At 57.3% G+C, this 18,041-nt stretch carries 16 protein-coding genes; 13 read left to right on the top strand and 3 right to left on the bottom strand.

The window, feature by feature from the left end:
- Nucleotides 1–49 precede the first annotated feature (49 nt).
- From nuoE to ACE3N6_RS01410, 12 genes are all read left to right on the top strand, one after another.
- Complete coding sequence (gene nuoE / locus ACE3N6_RS01465; protein ID WP_374243386.1) at nucleotides 50–526, top strand: NADH-quinone oxidoreductase subunit NuoE; 477 nt, start codon at nucleotides 50–52, stop codon at nucleotides 524–526.
- Complete coding sequence (gene nuoF, locus ACE3N6_RS01460; protein ID WP_374243385.1) at nucleotides 523–1,833, top strand: NADH-quinone oxidoreductase subunit NuoF; 1,311 nt, start codon at nucleotides 523–525, stop codon at nucleotides 1,831–1,833. Before nuoE ends, nuoF begins: the two co-directional genes overlap by 4 nt.
- 7 nt (nucleotides 1,834–1,840) lie before the next feature.
- Nucleotides 1,841–4,195 (top strand): NADH-quinone oxidoreductase subunit NuoG, encoded by a 2,355-nt coding sequence (gene nuoG / locus ACE3N6_RS01455; RefSeq protein WP_374243384.1) that lies wholly within the window; start codon nucleotides 1,841–1,843, stop codon nucleotides 4,193–4,195.
- The gene (gene nuoH / locus ACE3N6_RS01450; RefSeq protein ID WP_374243383.1) at nucleotides 4,195–5,244 is read left to right on the top strand and encodes an NADH-quinone oxidoreductase subunit NuoH; all 1,050 of its coding nucleotides are present in this window, start codon (nucleotides 4,195–4,197) and stop codon (nucleotides 5,242–5,244) included. The genes nuoG and nuoH overlap by 1 nt, the downstream gene beginning before the upstream one ends.
- 8 nt (nucleotides 5,245–5,252) lie before the next feature.
- Nucleotides 5,253–5,741 (top strand): NADH-quinone oxidoreductase subunit NuoI, encoded by a 489-nt coding sequence (gene nuoI / locus ACE3N6_RS01445; RefSeq protein WP_374243382.1) that lies wholly within the window; start codon nucleotides 5,253–5,255, stop codon nucleotides 5,739–5,741.
- A gap of 39 nt (nucleotides 5,742–5,780) precedes the next feature.
- Entirely contained in the window at nucleotides 5,781–6,383 is a 603-nt protein-coding gene (locus ACE3N6_RS01440; protein ID WP_374243381.1) for an NADH-quinone oxidoreductase subunit J, read from the top strand.
- 33 nt (nucleotides 6,384–6,416) lie between these two features.
- A complete protein-coding gene (nuoK, locus tag ACE3N6_RS01435) occupies nucleotides 6,417–6,722 on the top strand; it encodes an NADH-quinone oxidoreductase subunit NuoK (protein ID WP_141349329.1) in 306 nt (101 codons plus the stop codon).
- Nucleotides 6,723–6,734: 12 nt separating this feature from the next.
- On the top strand, nucleotides 6,735–8,786 hold the full coding sequence (gene nuoL, locus ACE3N6_RS01430) for an NADH-quinone oxidoreductase subunit L (RefSeq protein ID WP_374243380.1): 2,052 nt from the start codon (nucleotides 6,735–6,737) through the stop codon (nucleotides 8,784–8,786).
- A gap of 80 nt (nucleotides 8,787–8,866) precedes the next feature.
- A complete protein-coding gene (locus ACE3N6_RS01425) occupies nucleotides 8,867–10,354 on the top strand; it encodes an NADH-quinone oxidoreductase subunit M (protein WP_374243379.1) in 1,488 nt (495 codons plus the stop codon).
- 39 nt (nucleotides 10,355–10,393) lie between these two features.
- Nucleotides 10,394–11,860, top strand: coding sequence for an NADH-quinone oxidoreductase subunit NuoN (nuoN, locus tag ACE3N6_RS01420; RefSeq protein WP_374243377.1), 1,467 nt, complete (start codon nucleotides 10,394–10,396; stop codon nucleotides 11,858–11,860).
- 69 nt (nucleotides 11,861–11,929) lie between these two features.
- Complete coding sequence (locus ACE3N6_RS01415; RefSeq protein ID WP_374243482.1) at nucleotides 11,930–12,175, top strand: DUF2818 family protein; 246 nt, start codon at nucleotides 11,930–11,932, stop codon at nucleotides 12,173–12,175.
- Nucleotides 12,176–12,398: 223 nt separating this feature from the next.
- A complete protein-coding gene (locus ACE3N6_RS01410; RefSeq protein WP_374243376.1) occupies nucleotides 12,399–12,692 on the top strand; it encodes a DUF3579 domain-containing protein in 294 nt (97 codons plus the stop codon).
- A gap of 71 nt (nucleotides 12,693–12,763) precedes the next feature.
- Here ACE3N6_RS01410 and ACE3N6_RS01405 read toward each other — a convergent pair whose 3' ends face one another.
- Nucleotides 12,764–14,008, bottom strand: a complete 1,245-nt coding sequence (locus ACE3N6_RS01405; RefSeq protein WP_374243375.1) for a pyridoxal-dependent decarboxylase, exosortase A system-associated — start codon at nucleotides 14,006–14,008, stop codon at nucleotides 12,764–12,766.
- The gene (locus ACE3N6_RS01400; RefSeq protein ID WP_374243374.1) at nucleotides 14,005–15,603 is read right to left on the bottom strand and encodes an acyl-CoA ligase (AMP-forming), exosortase A system-associated; all 1,599 of its coding nucleotides are present in this window, start codon (nucleotides 15,601–15,603) and stop codon (nucleotides 14,005–14,007) included. Before ACE3N6_RS01400 ends, ACE3N6_RS01405 begins: the two co-directional genes overlap by 4 nt.
- 215 nt (nucleotides 15,604–15,818) lie before the next feature.
- Here ACE3N6_RS01400 and ACE3N6_RS01395 point away from each other — a divergent pair, with 215 nt between their 5' ends.
- Nucleotides 15,819–16,076, top strand: coding sequence for an acyl carrier protein (locus ACE3N6_RS01395; protein ID WP_374243373.1), 258 nt, complete (start codon nucleotides 15,819–15,821; stop codon nucleotides 16,074–16,076).
- A gap of 177 nt (nucleotides 16,077–16,253) precedes the next feature.
- On the opposite strand, the gene ACE3N6_RS01390 is transcribed toward ACE3N6_RS01395, so the two are convergent.
- On the bottom strand, nucleotides 16,254–18,041 hold a 1,788-nt coding region (locus ACE3N6_RS01390; protein ID WP_374243372.1), incomplete at its 5' end, for a molybdopterin-dependent oxidoreductase.

Below are 18,041 nucleotides of genomic sequence, written 5' to 3'. Positions count from 1 at the left end.
TGATCAGCATCCGGAGTTCCGATCGACATTCTGATGACAGTAGACAAAAATGCTGAGTCCAGAATCCCTGAAGAAAATTGATCGAGAGATCGCCAAGTATCCTGCAGATCAAAAACAGTCTGCTTCGATGGCTGCGTTACGTATCGCGCAAGTTGAGAAAGGCTGGCTTTCCAACGAGACGATCGAATTTGTTGCTGCCTACCTGGAGATGCCAGCGATCGCCGTTTTTGAGGTGGCGAGCTTCTACAATATGTACGATCTCGCTCCGGTTGGCGCAAAAAAAATTACCGTTTGCACGAATCTTCCTTGCGCGCTTTCTGGTGGCGTCCATGCTGCAGAGTACGTTAAGAGAAAGCTAGGTATAGATTTCAACGAGACAACGACTGATGGCAAGTTTACGTTGAAGGAGGGTGAGTGCATGGGGGCGTGTGGTGACGCCCCGGTGCTGCTGGTGAATAACCACCAGATGTGTAGCTGGATGACTGAAGAGAAAATCGATCAACTGCTTGCTGATCTCGCAAAATGACCTCTCAAGGAATTATTCTTTCTGGGCTTGATGGTGATCGCACCTGGCGCTTGGCGGATTACGTGAAGCGCGGCGGCTATGATGCTCTCAAGAAAATTGTTACGGAAAAGATTCCGGCTGACCAGATCATCGGAGAGGTTAAGAAGTCGGCTCTCCGTGGGCGAGGCGGTGCAGGTTTCCCGACCGGGCTGAAGTGGAGCTTCATGCCTCGCGCTTTCCCCGGTGCAAAGTATCTTGCATGTAATTCCGACGAGGGGGAGCCGGGTACTTTTAAGGATCGGGACATTCTTCGGTACAACCCCCATTCGGTCATTGAAGGCATGATTATCGCCGGCTATGCGATGGGTTGCGAGCGTGGTTACAACTACATCCACGGTGAAATCTTCGAGGTTTATGAACGTTTCGAAGAAGCCCTTCAGGAAGCTCGGGAAGCAGGCCTTCTTGGCGCAAACATATTAGGTTCAGATTTTTGTTTCGAACTGTTTGCTCATCATGGCTACGGAGCATACATCTGTGGTGAGGAAACCGCTCTCCTGGAGTCGATTGAAGGCAAGAAGGGGCAGCCCAGGTTCAAGCCGCCGTTCCCGGCTAGTTTCGGTCTCTATGGCAAGCCGACTACCATCAACAACACCGAGACGTTTGCTTCCATTCCGTACATCATCCGCGAAGGTGGCGATGCTTTCCTTGCGCTTGGGAAGCCGAACAACGGTGGTACCAAGTTGTTTTCTGTTTCCGGCCACGTGAATCGTCCTGGTAACTACGAGATACCCTTGGGTACGCCATTTGCTGATCTGCTTGAAATGGCCGGGGGGGTTCGTGGTGGGCGGAGACTGAAAGCGGTGATTCCGGGGGGGTCGTCTGCGCCCGTCTTGCCTGGTTCAGTGATGATGGACTGCACAATGGACTACGATTCCATCTCAAAGGCGGGCTCAATGCTCGGTTCCGGCGCGGTGATCGTAATGGACGAGACGACTTGCATGGTGAAGGCCTTGGAGCGTCTGTCTTATTTCTACTTCGAGGAATCTTGCGGGCAGTGTACGCCGTGCCGTGAGGGTACAGGATGGCTCTACCGCGTCGTTCATCGGATCGAGAATGGTCTTGGCCGCCCTGATGACCTTGATCTGCTCAATAGCGTGACAGCCAATATCATGGGTCGCACGATCTGCGCCCTTGGCGATGCTGCATCCATGCCAGTACAGAGTTTTGTTAAGCATTTCGGCGACGAATTTGCTTATCACATCGAACATAAAAAATGCTTCGTGCCGCCGGAAGTGCAGCGCGAGGGCAGCAAGATTTTTGTAGCGTAGGCTCGACATGCTAGAAATCGAAATTGACGGAAAGCAGTTGCAAGTTCCTGACGGTAGCACCGTCATGGAGGCCGCAAACAAAGTTGGGGCCTATGTACCGCATTTCTGCTACCACAAGAAGCTATCCATCGCTGCGAACTGCCGGATGTGTCTAGTGCAGGTCGAGAAGGCTCCGAAGCCACTGCCTGCGTGTGCCACGCCGGTCACTAACGGCATGAAGGTTTGGACGCACTCCGAGCAGGCTATTAAGGCGCAGAAGGGGGTGATGGAGTTCCTTCTCATTAACCACCCGCTGGATTGTCCCATTTGTGACCAAGGCGGTGAATGTCAGCTGCAGGATCTCTCGGTCGGCTATGGTGGCAGTGAATCGCGCTACCAGGAGGAGAAGCGGGTCGTATCCAACAAGGATCTTGGACCGCTCGTCTCTACGGACATGACTCGTTGCATCAATTGCACGCGTTGCGTGCGTTTCACTTCGGAGATCGCCGGCCTTATGGAACTGGGTCAGGCTTTCCGTGGTGAGCACGCCGAGATCATGCCGTTCGTTGAAAAGACGATTGAGACCGAACTCTCCGGAAATATCATTGATCTGTGTCCTGTGGGGGCCTTGACTTCAAAGCCATTCCGCTTCGGCGCTCGCGCGTGGGAGCTTTCCCGACGCAAGTCCGTGAGTCCGCATGATTCACTGGGTAGTAATCTGATTGTTCAAGTCAAGAACGACACGGTCAAGCGTGTTCTGCCTCTCGAGAACGAAGCCATCAACGAATGCTGGCTCTCCGATAAGGATCGTTTCTCGTATGCGGCATTGAATTCCGAAGATCGCCTGACGCTGCCTATGCTTAAGCAGGGAGGCAACTGGATCGAGACCGATTGGCAGACGGCGATCGAGTACGTCGCTAACGGTCTCAAGTCCATCAAAGCAGATCACGGGGCTGAGTCAATCGGTGCGTTGGCATCGCCGCACAGTACAGTGGAGGAGCTTTATCTTCTCCAGAGCCTGATGCGGGCTCTCGGTTCCGGTAACGTTGATTTCCGCTTGCGCCAGTCTGATTTCTCACTGGATGAAACCTGTTCCGGTGCACCGTGGCTCGGTATGCCTGTCGCCGAGATCGCTGCGCTTGATCGCCTGTTCGTCGTGGGCAGTTTCCTTCGTAAGGATCACCCGCTGATTGCTCAGCGCGTTCGGCAGGGTGTCAAGCGTGGGTTGAAGGTCTCTGCGGTTAATGGGGCATTCGACGATTGGCAGCTTACTCTTGCCAATAGAGCAACGGTGGCGCCCAGCGGTATTCCTGTGTTCCTCGCAGGTGTGGTTAAGGCAGTTGCGGCGGAGAAAGGGGTCAGCATATCTGATCGGGTCGCTGCGGCGTGCGCTGACGTGGAAGTGACCGAGACCGCTGCGGCTGTTGCCCATAGCCTTCTGTCTGGTCGTAAGTCTGCTGTCTGGCTTGGCAATTCCGCGGTCCAGCATGCTAGCGCGGGTGTGATTCACGCCTTGTCAGCTGAGATCGCCCGGTTGTGTGGTGCGAAGTTCGGCATTATCGGTGAAGCAGCCAATAGCGTTGGTGGTTATCTTGCAGGCGCCGTTCCGTTTGGCAACGAGATCAAGGGCAAGAACGTTTCTTCGATGCTTTCTTCGAAGATGAAGGCGTATTTGCTGCTCGCTCTTGAGCCTAGTTTGGATATGGCCTCTGGGATCAGTGCGCTCGGAGCACTTCGTGACGCCGAGATGGTTGCGGCCTTCAGTGCATATAAGTCGGCCGAGTTGATGGATGTTGCAGACGTTCTTCTTCCTATCGCGCCCTTCACCGAGACCGCAGGCACGTTTGTGAACTGTGAGGGGCGAGCTCAAAGCTTCTTCCCTGTCGTGAAGGGACTGGGCGAATCCCGTCCGGGTTGGAAGGCGTTGCGTGTTCTTGGCTCGACGCTAGGATTCGCAACCTTCAATTTTGAGACGATCGATCAGATTCGCAGCCGGCTTACTTCCTCGCTATCGGGCGAGGGGGTCGGCCTAGGTAATGACTCCGTTCTCGTCGTGGATAGGCTTCCGGTCAAGTTGGCGTCGATTGAGCGTGTCGTGGATGTGCCGATTTATTTTGCAGATCCCATCGTGCGTCGTTCGGCCCCTTTGCAAAGTACAGTTGATGCGCGCTCGCCACTCGCGAGAATGAATCCAAAAACCGTAGCAGACCTTAAGTTGTCTGGCGTTGGTAAGGTTAAGATCAGTACCGCTGCAGGTTGGGTAGTCGTGGATCTAGCGGAAGATGCTGGTGTCGCTGAAGGTTGCGTACGCCTTGCTGCCGCGCATTCAAGCACGGCTCAGCTCGGTAGCTGGCATGGTGAAATCAGCGTGGAGCAGGTGTGATGGAAGCCTATTTTGACCCGGTGGTCCAGTTCTTCGGCCCAGCTTGGCCATTGGTCTGGTCTTTGTTAAAGATCATTGGCATCATCGCTCCGTTGTTCCTGTGTGTTGCTTATCTCACGCTCGCTGAGCGAAAGGTGATCGGCTACATGCAGGTCCGCATTGGCCCTAACCGAGTTGGGCCGAGAGGCTTGTTGCAGCCTATCGCTGACGGTGTAAAGCTCCTGCTCAAGGAGATCATTGTTCCTGCAGGCTCGAACAAAAGCCTTTTCATCATTGGCCCTGTCCTTGCGCTGGGTCCGGCACTGGCTGCCTGGGCTGTCGTGCCGTTCAGCGAAGGGTGGGTTGTTGGTAACGTAGATGCAGGATTGCTGTTCCTTCTGGCGATTACTTCTATCGAAGTTTATGGCGTAATCATTGCCGCTTGGGCGTCCAATTCTAAGTATGCGTTCCTTGGCGGCATGCGTGCTGCAGCGCAGATGGTGTCCTACGAGATCGCAATGGGTTTCGCACTTGTTTGTGTGCTGATGATCTCTTCCAGCCTCAACCTGACGGACATTGTTAACAGCCAAGGTAAAGGTCAGTGGGCTGACTGGGGTTTCGGCTTCTTGAGTTGGAACTGGCTTCCGCTTTTCCCCATGTTTTTGGTGTATTTGATTTCCGGTATCGCCGAGACTAACCGGGCGCCGTTTGACGTTGTTGAAGGTGAGTCTGAGATCGTAGCCGGTCACATGGTTGAGTATTCCGGGATGGCTTTCGCGCTGTTCTTCCTCGGCGAATACGCGAACATGATCCTGATCTCCGCACTGACATCGCTCCTGTTTCTCGGCGGTTGGCTGTCTCCAGTGGGTTTTCTGCCTGACGGTTTCATTTGGCTGGCCATCAAGACCTCGTTTATTTTGTTCTTGTTCCTTTGGTTCCGCGCCACGTTCCCGCGTTTCCGGTACGACCACATTATGCGTTTGGGCTGGAAGGTCTTTATCCCTCTAACGTTGTTCTGGGTTGTGGTTGTTGCGGTCTGGATCATGTCACCGCTGTCGATTTGGAAGTGAGGCTCTAAATGGGTGCTTTGAAAGATTACGTAGGAAGCCTCTTCCTCAAGGAACTGCTTAAAGGCATGGCGCTGACGGGGCGTCATCTCTTCGCACGAAAGATCACTGTTCAATATCCCGACGAGAAGACGCCGCAAAGCTCTCGGTTTCGCGGTCTCCACGCTCTTCGCCGTTATCCGAATGGAGAAGAGCGCTGCATTGCCTGCAAGCTCTGCGAGGCGATCTGCCCAGCGATGGCCATTACGATCGAGTCCGACGCTCGAGACGATGGTTCGCGGCGGACCACCCGTTACGATATTGACCTGACCAAATGCATCTTCTGCGGTTTCTGTGAGGAGGCTTGTCCCGTCGACGCAATCGTAGAAACCCGGGTCTTTGAGTATCACGGTGAGAAGCGTGGTGATCTCTACTACACGAAGCAGATGCTTCTTGCTGTTGGGGATAAGTACGAGTCGCAGATAGCAAAAGATCGAGAGATCGAATCTCGATATCGTTGAGAGAAGCTCGAGCTGTCTTACATCGAAACGGACTCAGTCATGGATTTTCAGACGGTTGTATTTTATTTTTTCTCCGCAGTGATGGTTCTGGCATCGCTCAGGGTCATAACTGCCAGGAACCCAGTGCACGCTGCTCTATTTTTGGTGCTCGCGTTCTTTAGTGCAGGTGGGATCTGGATGCTCCTCCATGCGGAATTCCTTGCTATTGCTCTTGTAATGGTTTATGTGGGCGCGGTGATGGTTCTTTTCCTTTTCGTGGTGATGATGCTCGACATCAACCTTGAACGGATTCGTCAGGGATTCTGGAGCTATCTGCCGGTTGGGGCGCTAGTGGGTGTGCTGATGGTAGTCGAGATGATCATGGTGCTCGGCGGCCGTTACTTCGGCTTGGAAGGGATGCCTGCACCTGGTCCGGTGCCCGATGGCTACAGCAACACCAAGGAACTCGGGCGGCTGATTTATACGGATTATGTCTATCCTTTCGAACTTGCGTCGCTTGTCCTGCTGGTAGCAATGGTTGCAGCTGTGGCTCTGACACTTCGTAAGAGAAAGAATGTCAAGAAGATCGATCCTGCGCAGCAGATTTCCGTCAAGCGTGATGATCGGGTTCGCATTGTGTCCATGGGTGCGGAAAAGCGGTAAGTTGGCTAGCGATCGTCCAGGAAGGGAAATCAGATGCTTTCGTTGTCTCATTATTTGATATTGGGCGCCATTTTATTCGCCATTAGTGTCGTTGGTATCTTTCTGAATCGGAAGAACTTAATTGTCCTGCTGATGGCTATCGAATTGATGTTGCTGGCAGTGAATTTGAATTTCGTAGCGTTCTCCTATTACTTGGGTGATGCCGCAGGACAGATTTTCGTATTTTTCATCTTGACGGTCGCAGCTGCAGAGTCGGCTATCGGCTTGGCGATTCTGGTTGCATTGTTCCGGAACCTGCGCACGATTCACGTCGATGATCTGGACAGTCTCAAGGGATAAGGAAGCTTTTCGATGACAGGGATTCAGAAGCTCTATCTGCTCGTGCCTCTGGCGCCGTTGTTCGGTGCGATTGTGGCGGGCCTGTTCGGCAAAGCCATTGGTCGTGCCGGCGCTCATACCGTGACGATTCTTGGTGTGGCGGTCGCTTTTGTCGCGTCTCTTTACATCTATCAGGATGTATCGGCCGGGAACGTCTTCAACGGGACCATCTACACTTGGGCAACTTCGGGTTCCCTTAAACTTGAGGTCGGGTTCCTCATTGATTCGCTCACTGTGATGATGATGCTTGTTGTGACCTTCGTGTCATTGATGGTGCACATCTACACTATTGGCTATATGTCTGAAGATCCGGGTTATCAGCGCTTCTTCAGCTACATCTCACTGTTCACGTTCTCGATGTTGATGCTGGTGATGTCGAACAACTTCTTGCAGTTGTTCTTTGGTTGGGAGGCTGTTGGTCTCGTCTCCTACCTGCTCATCGGTTTCTGGTACACCCGGCCCACCGCGATTTTCGCGAACATGAAAGCTTTTCTGGTCAATCGCGTTGGCGACTTCGGTTTCCTTCTCGGCATCGGTCTTATCGCAGCTTTCGCCGGTACGCTGAACTATGCGGAGGTCTTTGCCAAGAGCCCAGAGCTCGTCTCGATGGTCATGCCGGAGACCGGTTGGCCTGTGGTGACAGCCATTTGTATCGGTCTTTTCATCGGTGCGATGGGGAAGTCTGCCCAGGTTCCGCTGCACGTTTGGCTGCCAGACTCAATGGAAGGTCCTACACCGATCTCGGCACTGATTCATGCTGCGACCATGGTTACTGCTGGCATCTTCATGGTTGCGCGTATGTCGCCGTTGTTCGAGCTTTCTGAAGCAGCGCTGTCGTTTGTGCTGGTTATCGGTTCGACGACCGCACTATTCATGGGCTTCTTGGGCATCGTTCAGAACGACATCAAGCGAGTTGTGGCTTATTCGACCTTGTCTCAGCTTGGTTACATGACCGTTGCGCTTGGTGTTTCGGCGTACTCCGCTGCGGTGTTCCATCTGATGACTCACGCGTTTTACAAGGCGCTTCTGATCCTTGGCGCGGGATCCGTGATTATCGGTATGCATCACGATCAGGATATGCGGAATATGGGTGGGTTGTGGAAGTACATGCCTATCACCTGGTTTACTTCCTTGGTCGGTTCTCTGGCTCTGATCGGCTTCCCGTTCCTTTCGGGTTTCTACTCCAAAGACACAATCATCGAGGCTGTCGCGCTGTCGCATATTCCTGGCTCCGGTTACGCTTACTTCTGCGTGATTGCGGGTGTCTTTGTTACTGCGTTCTACTCCTTCCGAATGTACTTCCTGGTTTTTCATGGAGAAGAGCGTTTTGGTAAGGGGCATGTTGGGGATGGTCATCATCAGCACGAAGATGGCCACCATGCAGATGCTCACGACGATCAGCAGGCTGATGGACATGACGACCATCATCATGGTCTCGCTCCAGGTCAGAAGCCGCATGAATCTCCGTGGGTTGTTACGTTGCCTTTGGTGTTGCTGGCAGTTCCGTCTATGTTGATTGGTTTCTTCACCATCGAGCCGATGCTTTTTGGCGGTTTCTTTAAGGGCGTGATCCATTTCGGGGAGCATCACCATGCGATGGCCGAACTGGGTGAGGAGTTCCATGGTGCAGTCGGTATGGCGCTGCACGGCTTTACAACTTTGCCGTTTTTTCTGGCTATGGGTGGGGTTGTGGTTGCTTGGTTCTTCTATATGGTGGCGCCCTCGATCCCGGCTGCAATCATGAAGACCTTCAAGCCGATTCACACGCTGCTTGAGAACAAGTACTACTTCGACAAATTTAATGAAGCTGTGTTTGCTGGCGGGGCTCGTCTGCTCGGTAAGTGGCTTTGGAAAATTGGTGATCAGACCCTCATTGACGGTATGGTGGTTAACGGATCTGCCAAGACGGTTGGCTTTATCGCCCAGCTTACTAGGTTGTTCCAGAGCGGGCACATCTACCAGTACGCGTTCTCAATGATCATCGGCGTGTTTGTGTTGCTAACCGTCTGGTTTAGCCGCGGATGATCAGGTTTGGTTTGGCGATGCGTAAGTAATAGATTTAGGACTTTTGCGCTGCAATTGAGTGCTTAGAACGGACAGTTGAGATGACGGGTAATCCTATTCCATTCCTTAGCCTTGCGATCTGGGTTCCGATCGTGGGTGGGTTGCTTACACTTGCGACGGGTTCTGATCGTAACGCCTCGGCCGCAAGGTTCCTGGCTTTGCTGTCTGCCTTGGCGGGGCTGGCGGTCAGTATTCCGCTATACACGTCTTTCGATGTCACGACGAGTGCGATGCAGTTCGTGGAGTCTTATGCATGGATTCCTCGTTTCAACATCAACTATGTCCTTGGCGTAGACGGAATCTCTGTGTTGTTTGTTCTGCTGAATAGCTTCATCACCGTTATTGTTGTCGTTGCGGGGTGGGAGGTGATTCAGGAGAAGGTCGCACAGTACATGGCGGGCTTTCTGATTATGTCTGGTCTCATTAATGGCATATTCAGTGCGCTTGATGGTGTGCTGTTCTACGTTTTCTTCGAAGCGTCGTTGATTCCCTTGTTCATCATCATCGGTGTTTGGGGTGGTCCGAATCGGGTTTACGCAGCGATCAAATTCTTTCTTTACACGCTCGCTGGCTCCCTGCTTATGCTGGTCGCCCTCCTGTACCTCTTTATGGAGTCCGGTGGCAGTTTCAGTATCCTCGACTGGCACCAACTCAAGCTGGGTATGGATGTTCAGTCACTCGTCTTCTGGGCGTTCCTGGTCTCCTTTGCGGTCAAGGTGCCGATGTTCCCTGTTCATACCTGGCTTCCTGATGCGCACGTCGAGGCTCCAACTGGTGGCTCGATCGTACTTGCCGCAATTGGCCTGAAGCTCGGTGCGTACGGTTTTCTTCGCTTCTCCTTGCCGATTGCTCCGGATGCAAGTCACGCTTTTGCGCCGATGATCATTACCTTGTCCCTCATTGCGGTGATCTATATCGGGTTCGTAGCGCTGGTGCAGACCGATATGAAGAAGCTGGTTGCGTACTCCTCTATTTCGCATATGGGCTTCGTCACACTGGGCTTCTTCATCTTCAATCCGCTGGGTGTTGAAGGGGCGCTTGTTCAGATGATCTCTCACGGGTTTGTGTCTGGCGCGATGTTTGCGTGCATTGGCGTGCTTTACGATCGTATGCACTCTAGGCAGATCGCTGACTACGGCGGTGTTGTGAATGTGATGCCGAAGTTTGCAGCGTTCTTCATGCTTTTTGCGATGGCAAATTCTGGCCTTCCTGCGACCTCTGGCTTCGTGGGTGAGTTCATGGTTGCGCTGGGTGCTGTTCAGTACAACTTCTGGGTCGGTTTTGCTGCTGCAACCACGCTGATTGTCGGTGCTGCCTACACTCTCTGGATGTATAAGCGTGTAGTTTTCGGTGCTGTCGGCAATAAGCACGTTGCTGAGCTTACCGATATCAATAATCGGGAGTTTGTGTTTCTTCTGGTCTTAGCTGTTTGCGTCCTCGTGATGGGTATCTATCCTTTTCCTGTTACGGAAGTTATGCATGCGTCGGTCAATGATCTGCTGAAGCATGTTGCTGTCAGCAAGCTTTGATCCAAATCGCAAGAGAATCCTTCGGACTGTGGCGTTGATATGAACTTTGTGATTCCCGATTTTTACCCAGCAGCAGCGGAGCTGTTTGTTGTTGCGATGTCGTTAGTTGTTCTGCTGGCAGGTACCTTTGCCAAGAACTCCAAGGGCTTGGCGTACTATTTGACGCAGCTGACGCTTATCGGGGCGGGCGCAATTACTCTGTTCTCGATGGATAGCCAGGTAGGGTTTACGTTCAGCAACATGTACGTCGACGACCTGATGGGTGATTTCCTGAAGCTCATGCTCTACTTCGCGGTAGCGATTGTGCTGCTTTACTCCCGTGGGTACATGGCAGATCGGCGGATGGAGACGACGGAGTATTACGTTCTCGCCATCTATGCGACGCTAGGGATGATGGTGATGATCGCAGCTAACCATTTCCTAACCCTCTATCTCGGCCTGGAGTTGCTCTCCCTGTCGCTCTATGCAATGGTTGCGTTGCAACGCGATTCGGCGCGTGCTACGGAAGCTGCGATGAAGTATTTCGTGCTCGGCGCTCTCGCATCTGGTCTGTTGCTATACGGTATCTCCATGCTTTACGGTGCGACCGGCACGCTTGAGATATCCGGTGTTGCACAGGCGGTGTACCATCAGGCTGCGAACAAGAACGTCTTGATGTTTGGTCTTGTTTTTGTGGTGGCGGGCTTGGCGTTCAAACTTGGCGTGGTGCCGTTCCACATGTGGATTCCCGACGTCTATCATGGCGCTCCGACTTCTGTGACGCTGATGATCGCGTCGGCCCCGAAGCTCGCCGCGTTCGGTATGGCCATGCGACTGCTGGTGAATGGTCTGTTCGAACTTGCCGATCAGTGGCAGTCCATGTTGATGTTCGTCGGTGTGCTTTCCATCGTTCTGGGGAACCTCGCAGCGATAGCGCAAACGAACATCAAGCGCATGCTGGGCTACTCGGGTATTTCGCACATGGGCTTCATGCTTTTGGGGTTGATGTCCGGTGTTGTCGGCGGTGATCGGCATTTCGCGCTGAATGCTTATAGTTCATCGATGTTTTATGTCGTGTCGTATGTGCTGATGACGCTCGGTGCGTTCGGCGTGCTGATCCTGCTCTCCCGTGCGGGCTTCGAAGCCGAGACTATTGATGACTTCAAGGGGCTCAACAAGCGGAGTTCCTGGTTCGCTGGCGTGATGGCCATGGTGATGTTCTCGATGGCTGGCATTCCGTTCTTCATCGGCTTCTTTGCGAAGTTCTCTGTGCTCCAGGCTGTCGTGGCCGCCCGTTATTACTGGGTTGCTGTGCTTGCGGTGGTGATGTCTCTGATTGGTGCGTTCTACTACCTCCGCGTTGTGAAGGTTATGTTCTTTGATGAGCCCACGGAAAATGTTGCCATCAGCGCGCCAATGGAAATGAAGGTTCTTCTGTCGATGAACGGCGTTGCGGTTGGGCTTCTCGGGCTGATTCCTCAGTCTCTGATGTCGTTGTGCGCGTTTTCGTTGCTCGGTTCCCTTTAACAGTTGCCTGGGGCTCAGTTGTATTACCTCACTGTTCTTGGCGTTGTTGGCTTAATCAACCTGATCTTCGTGAGTGATCGCCTTCTTGGCGTGTTTCGGCTCGGTCATCGGGGAAAAAGGCTTGGCCTGCGGTTTTTGGAGTTGCTTGTTGTTACGGCGGCGCTGTTGTTCGCTTCCGTTCAATTGGAGGCGAAGCTTCATGGTTCTCCGTATAACCAAGGATGGGAGTTTTTCGCGATCATTGGGGCTCTGGTGCTCGTGGCCGTTTTTCCTGGGTTTGTATTCAAGTACCTTTGGCGAAGCCGCGCCGTCTAGTTCGCCTTTAATGAAGACCCGGGTATCCCGGGTTTTCTTTTCGGGCGAGGGGCTTGTCGGTTTCTGATAAATTTTTCGCGGGGGCCCCGCCCGCAGGTTGTTCCGTTGGGGTCAAGGCGGGAGAGGAGTTCTTCCTGCTAGAATTACGGCTCACTTGCGGAGCTAGTCGGTGTACGAGTCCCGAGTGGTCTTTGGTCTCATTCAACAATGTCCGTCATAGCTCATGATTCATAAAGCTGAAAATTTTGTGATTGTTGGGAGAACGAGCGATGGCAGGACTTTTCGTCCTAGCGACTGGGCTGATCGGTTGTGCGGGATCATGTCGGTGTTCGGTTCAGATAACCGAATGACCTACTCCCCCTACGTCAGGCCTGCCTGTAATCTCAAGGGCGACAAGACGGTGCTGGTGGATGCCCGGATCCACGATATCGAACCGCTTGCGTACAATTTTCTACGTAACTTTGCGAAGGATAACGACCTGCAGGTCGAGGCCCTTCCGGGCGACTATTTCGATTAGGCCGCGCTATCCGCTTTTGTGATTTTCGGCGTTTTGAAGATGAAGGTAGTGCGTCGCCGCACTACCTTTTTTCATATCAGGACTTCGATCAGATCGGGCTGGGAGAGGAAGCCGCGTGGGCTGGCGGTCGCGCCGTAAGCACCCGACTGGAAGATCACGACCAGGTTGCCTGGGCCGCAATCGGGCAGTGCCATCTTCTCGGCGAGGATGTCGAGTGGCGTGCAGAGGGGGCCGACGACCGATACGGGATCGGAAGAGGGGCGGTCGAGCCGGTCGCCGATGGTTACCGGATAGTTCTTTCGGATGACCTGGCCGAAGTTTCCGGAGGCTGAAAGGTGGTGGTTGAGGCCGCCATCGGTGACCAGAAAGCAGTGGTCTCGGGACACCTTCTTGTCGAGGATCTGGCAGACGTAGATGCCGGCTTCTCCGACAAGGTAGCGCCCCAGTTCGATGACGATTTCGGCGGCCGGCAGTTTCGTGCGGGCGTCTTCCTGGATCGCGGCAAGGTTCTCTGCGATGGTGGCGAGTTCGAGGCGCCGTTCGCCAGGAAAGTAGGGGATGCCGAAGCCGCCGCCCAGATTGAGGAAGCGGACGGGCGCAGGGGCGTGCGCGGCGAGCTTCAGGGCGAGTTCATAGCTTTTTCGTTGGGCTTCGACGATGGCTTCGGGGCGCAGATTCTGGGAGCCGGCGAAGAGGTGGAAGCCTTCGAAGGCGAGCCCCGAATCTTGAATGGCCGCTAGCGCCTGGGGGACTTGCTCGGCGTCGATGCCGAACGGCTTGGGCCCGCCACCCATCTTCATGCCTGAGCTTTTCAGCTCGAAATCCGGATTCACCCTCACAGCGACGCGTACCGGCCAGCCGGTTTCCTTCTGGATGGCGGCCAGCTCGGCGATCTCGCGGAAGGACTCGATGTTGATGAGGATGTCGGCGGCGACGGCCTGGAGGAGTTCTTCGCGCCGTTTGCCTGGGCCGGCGAAGCTGATCTCCCGGGGGTTGGCGCCGCTGTCCAGGGCCACCCTTAATTCGTTGCCGGAGGCGACGTCGATGCCGTCCACGAGCCTGGCCATGTGATCGACGACCGCAGGCATCGGGTTGGCTTTCATGGCGTAGTGGATCTTGATGCCGGGGGGGAGCTGGGCGCGCAGCGCTTCGACCCGGCCGGTGAGCAGGGCCCGATCATAGGCGTAGAAGGGGGTTTGACCGACACGGGCGACGAGCCGACGAAGGGGGATGTTGCCGATGACGAGTTCGCCGTTCTCGGTGCGGAACTGATCCATCGGGGCGTGGGTGGGTTTTTCGCGGAGGGTGTCGCTCATGGCGTTGTGGGGTGGCGTTGCAGGAAGTCGGTGGAGAGGGACTTGCGGTCGATCTTGCCGTTCGGGTTGCGGGGCAAGGGGCCCGTGGCGGCTTCGATGGTGCTTGGCACCATGTAAGTGGGCATGCGCTGGCGGCACTCGGCCTGCAGCGCGTCGACGGCGAGCGGGCCGTCCTTGCCGGTGGCGATGACGCAGATGGCTTCGCCGAGGCTGGGGTGCGGTACGCCGAAGGCGATGCACTCGCCGATGAGGCCGGTGGCGTAGAGGATCTCTTCAACCTCGGTGGGGCTGACGCGGTAGCCCGAGGTTTTCATCATCTCGTCCCGGCGCCCGATGAAGTAGATGTAGCCCTCTTCGTCGCGACGCACGGTGTCGCCGGAGAACACGGCGATCTCGGGCAGCACGAAGCCCGACTGGCGCCCGGGGGCGGTGGTCGGCAGGGGCTTGAAGCGTTCGGCGGTTTTTGCGGGGTCGTTCCAGTAGCCCATGGCGACGTGGGCGCCCCGCTGCACGAGTTCGCCGGGTTCGTTGGGGCCGCACTCGCTGCCGTCTTCGCGCAGCACCATGACCTCGGCGCCGGGGATCGCCTTGCCGATGGAGTCGGGGCGAATGTCGGCCTGCTCGGGCGGCAGGTAGGTGGCGCGGAAGGCTTCGGTGAGGCCGTACATCAGGAAGGGTTTGGTGTTCGGCAGATGGGCGCGCAGGGCCTTGAGGGTTTCGAGCGGCATCCGCCCGCCGGTGTTGGCGAAGTAGCGCAGATGGTCGGTGATGCCCTCGGGCCACTGGAGCTGGGCCAGCTGGATGTAGAGGGGCGGTACGGCAGTGAGGCCGGTGACCCGCTCGCGCACGATGGCCTTCAGCACGTCCTGGGGGAAGAGGTAGTTGAGCAGCACCACCCGGGCGCCAGCGTGGAAGGCGGTGGTGAGCTGCGAGAAGCCGGCGTCGAAGGAGAGGGGCAGGGCGGCGAGGAGCGTGTCGCCGGGGGCGTTGCCCAGGTAGCTGGCGACGCTCTTGGCGCCGGCCACCATGTTGCGGTGGGATAGCACGACGCCCTTGGGTTTGCCGGTGCTGCCCGAGGTGTAGAGGATGGACAGCAGGTCGGTGTCGATCACCCGATGGCCGGCCGGGCTGGCGGCAGCGAGCGCGGCCCAGTCGACGATCTGCACGCCGGGCAGGGCAAGGGGCTTGGCCAGCGGCTTGGTGAGGACGACATGGCGCAGGTCATGGCAGTGGGTCAGGGCGTCGGCGATGAAGGGCAGGCGCTCCGGCGAGGTGACCAGGATGCGGGCGTTGCAGTCGCGCAGGATGTGGGCGATCTGCTCGGGCTTCAGGATCGGGTTGACCGGGACAAAGGCGCCGCCTGCCCGGGCTGCGCCGAAGCAGGTGACGACGGTCTCAAAGCGTTTGTCGAGGAAGACGCCGACGCGCTCGCCGCGTTCGAGCCCCAGCTGCAGGAGCCCGCCGGCAAAGCGCGCGACCTGCTCGTCCAGCGCGGCGTAGCTGAGGGTCGATGTGCCGGCCGTGAGCGCGGGGCCGTCGGGGGCGCGGTCGGCGGAGGCGGTGATGAGTTCGTGCAGGAGGGAAGTGTTGGACATCGATTTTGTGACTTTGGTTGGGCCTGACCGGTCATGATTCGCATACCATGATGCCGGTTGTGTCGCACATCCGCCCCAAGCCAGTGGGTTGGCGCACGACTTAGATCACGGTTCAGAATGCGACCTTGTCGCTTATAATGATAAAGGCTTTTACTTGCAAGGTCGCAAGGCGCGGTGTCAGGTTTTGCGGCAGGATTTTCGGACTGGAGTGACTTTTGGATACGAAGAAGGAAGTGCTGTCGATTCTCGACGAGGTTCTGAGCCTTGGTGGTGCGGCGGCTCAGTTTGATCTCGACACGCCCCTGCTCGGCGCGTTGCCGGATCTGGATTCGATGGCAGTGGTCGGGCTCATCAACATCATCGAGGAGCACTTCGGTTTTGTGATCGAGGATGACGAGATCGACGGCTCCACCTTTGCTTCGGTCGGTTCTCTGGTCGAGTTCGTGGACGGCAAGCTGGCAGCCCGGGGCTGACCGGTCGACACGGCCCGATGGTCACACGATCCCCGTCGGCGGGTAACGCCGGGCGGGGATTCGTTTTATTGGGCGCTCGAATGGATGCCCGCTCCCGGGTGGGGGCGGGCCGGTGGCACGGTGCGCCCGCGCAGCGGCCCGGCGCGAGGGCCGGGCGAGGCTGAGCGGGGGCTGCGGTCAGCCGGCGATGCGCTGGCGGAGCCGTTTGAGTTCCGGCACGCAGGAGCCGCAGTTGGTACCGCAGCGGGTGCGGGCCTGCAGGCTGTCGAGGGATTCGCCGGCCCGGAAGGCGGCGAGGATGTCGTCTTCGGCCACGTCGAAGCAGTTGCAGATGACCTTGCCGCGCGCTGCCTGGCCAGCCGGTGGCTCGGTAAGCGGGGCGAGCAGCCAGGGCCGTACGGCAGCGGCGGAGTGCTCCCGCACCATCATGTCGGCGAGCCAGTCGGCCGCCTTGCTTTCACCGGCGAGACGCACCGCGGTCAGTGAGTCGCCTTCGACGAGGGCACGCTTGGCCACATCCTTGCGGCTGTCCTGGTAGGAGAGCACGCGGGTCGGGTCGTCCAGTGCCATCTCCCGGTCGAGGGCTTCGATCAGCGCCGGGGCCAGCGCCTTGGCCCGGGCCTTGAGCACGACCACCGGCGAATTGCGGCCGGCGAGGGTGAGGCTGGCGTAGGGGAAGTGCGGCAGCCACTGGCGCAGGCGCTCCATGACCTCCAGCGGGTTGGGCTGCAGCTTGCCGTCGGCGTCCGCCTCGCTGCGGCGCATCACCACCAGCGACTTGCCGGCGGTGTATTTTTCGACCTGCACGGCGGCGTGCTTGAGTTCCGGCTGCTTGGACGTGGGGTCGAAGGCGGACGGCATGAGCACGTTCACCCCCTGGCCGCCCATCGTGTTGCCACCCCAGTGCATCGGCACGAAGCACTGTCCGCTTCGCACGGTGGCGGATTGCACCACCTTCAGCACCACCTCGCCCCGCCGGCTCTTGACCTTGACCAGATCGCCATCGGCCAGCCGGCGGCGTGCCATGTCGTCCCGGTGCATGTGCAGCAGCGGTTCGGCCTCGTGGCTGTAGAGGCGGGCCACCAGCCCGGTGCGGCTCATGCCGTGCCACTGGTCGCGCAGGCGGCCGGTGTTGAGGTGGAGCGGGTAGTGGGCCGACGGCGATTCGGCGGTGATGCGGTGTTCGGTGGCCACGAAGCGGGCGCGGCCGGAAGGCGTGGGGTAGATCCCGTCTTCGTAGAGCCTCACCTTGCCGGCACTGGCGCCTTCCGGGAAGGGCCACTGTTGGGGGCCGGCGGTTTCCAGCAGCGCGTAGCTGAGGCCGGTGATGTCCAGGTCGCGGCCGCGGGTGGATTCCCGGTGTTCGTTCCAGATTTCTTCGGGGTTGGCGTAGGGGAACATGCGCTCGGCGAGTTCGCCCTTGCCCAGGCGAGTGCCCAGACGCCGGGCGAAATCCACCACGATCGCCCAATCGTGGCGGGCTTCACCCGGCGCGGACACGGCGCCCCGGACGCGCGTGATGGCGCGTTCCGAGTTGGTGACGGTGCCTTCCTTCTCGCCCCAGGTGGTGGCGGGCAGCAGCAGGTCGGCGTAGGCGCAGGTTTCGGTGTGGCCGAAGGCTTCCTGAACGATGACGAACTCGGCGTGCTTGAGGGCGTCGTGGATCAGGGCCTGGTCCGGCATCGACTGGGCCGGGTTGGTGCAGGCGATCCAGACGGCCTTCACTTCGCCCGATTTGAGGGCCTTGAAGAGTTCGACGGCGCTCTTGCCCGGCGTGGCGGGCACGCTGTCCACGCCCCACAGGGCGGCGACCTCGGCACGATGGGCCGGGTTGGCCATGTCCCGGTGGGCCGACAGCAGGTTGGCGAGGCCGCCCACCTCGCGCCCGCCCATCGCGTTGGGCTGGCCGGTGAGGGAGAAGGGGCCGGCGCCCGGCCGCCCGATCTGGCCGGTGGCCAGGTGCAG

The organism is Zoogloea sp. (assembly GCF_041904905.1).
GTDB lineage: Bacteria > Pseudomonadota > Gammaproteobacteria > Burkholderiales > Rhodocyclaceae > Zoogloea.
This window is presented reverse-complemented; position numbering and strand designations above follow the sequence as displayed.

Excerpts from the sequence above, each read along its gene's own strand:
- nuoE (WP_374243386.1), top strand. The coding sequence starts at position 50 with ATGCTGAGTCCAGAATCCCTGAAGAAAATTGATCGAGAGATCGCCAAG.
- nuoF (WP_374243385.1), top strand. The coding sequence starts at position 523 with ATGACCTCTCAAGGAATTATTCTTTCTGGGCTTGATGGTGATCGCACC.
- nuoG (WP_374243384.1), top strand. The coding sequence starts at position 1,841 with ATGCTAGAAATCGAAATTGACGGAAAGCAGTTGCAAGTTCCTGACGGT.
- nuoH (WP_374243383.1), top strand. The coding sequence starts at position 4,195 with ATGGAAGCCTATTTTGACCCGGTGGTCCAGTTCTTCGGCCCAGCTTGG.
- nuoI (WP_374243382.1), top strand. The coding sequence starts at position 5,253 with ATGGGTGCTTTGAAAGATTACGTAGGAAGCCTCTTCCTCAAGGAACTG.
- ACE3N6_RS01440 (WP_374243381.1), top strand. The coding sequence starts at position 5,781 with ATGGATTTTCAGACGGTTGTATTTTATTTTTTCTCCGCAGTGATGGTT.
- nuoK (WP_141349329.1), top strand. The coding sequence starts at position 6,417 with ATGCTTTCGTTGTCTCATTATTTGATATTGGGCGCCATTTTATTCGCC.
- nuoL (WP_374243380.1), top strand. The coding sequence starts at position 6,735 with ATGACAGGGATTCAGAAGCTCTATCTGCTCGTGCCTCTGGCGCCGTTG.
- ACE3N6_RS01425 (WP_374243379.1), top strand. The coding sequence starts at position 8,867 with ATGACGGGTAATCCTATTCCATTCCTTAGCCTTGCGATCTGGGTTCCG.
- nuoN (WP_374243377.1), top strand. The coding sequence starts at position 10,394 with ATGAACTTTGTGATTCCCGATTTTTACCCAGCAGCAGCGGAGCTGTTT.
- ACE3N6_RS01410 (WP_374243376.1), top strand. The coding sequence starts at position 12,399 with ATGATTCATAAAGCTGAAAATTTTGTGATTGTTGGGAGAACGAGCGAT.
- ACE3N6_RS01405 (WP_374243375.1), bottom strand. The coding sequence starts at position 14,008 with ATGAGCGACACCCTCCGCGAAAAACCCACCCACGCCCCGATGGATCAG.
- ACE3N6_RS01400 (WP_374243374.1), bottom strand. The coding sequence starts at position 15,603 with ATGTCCAACACTTCCCTCCTGCACGAACTCATCACCGCCTCCGCCGAC.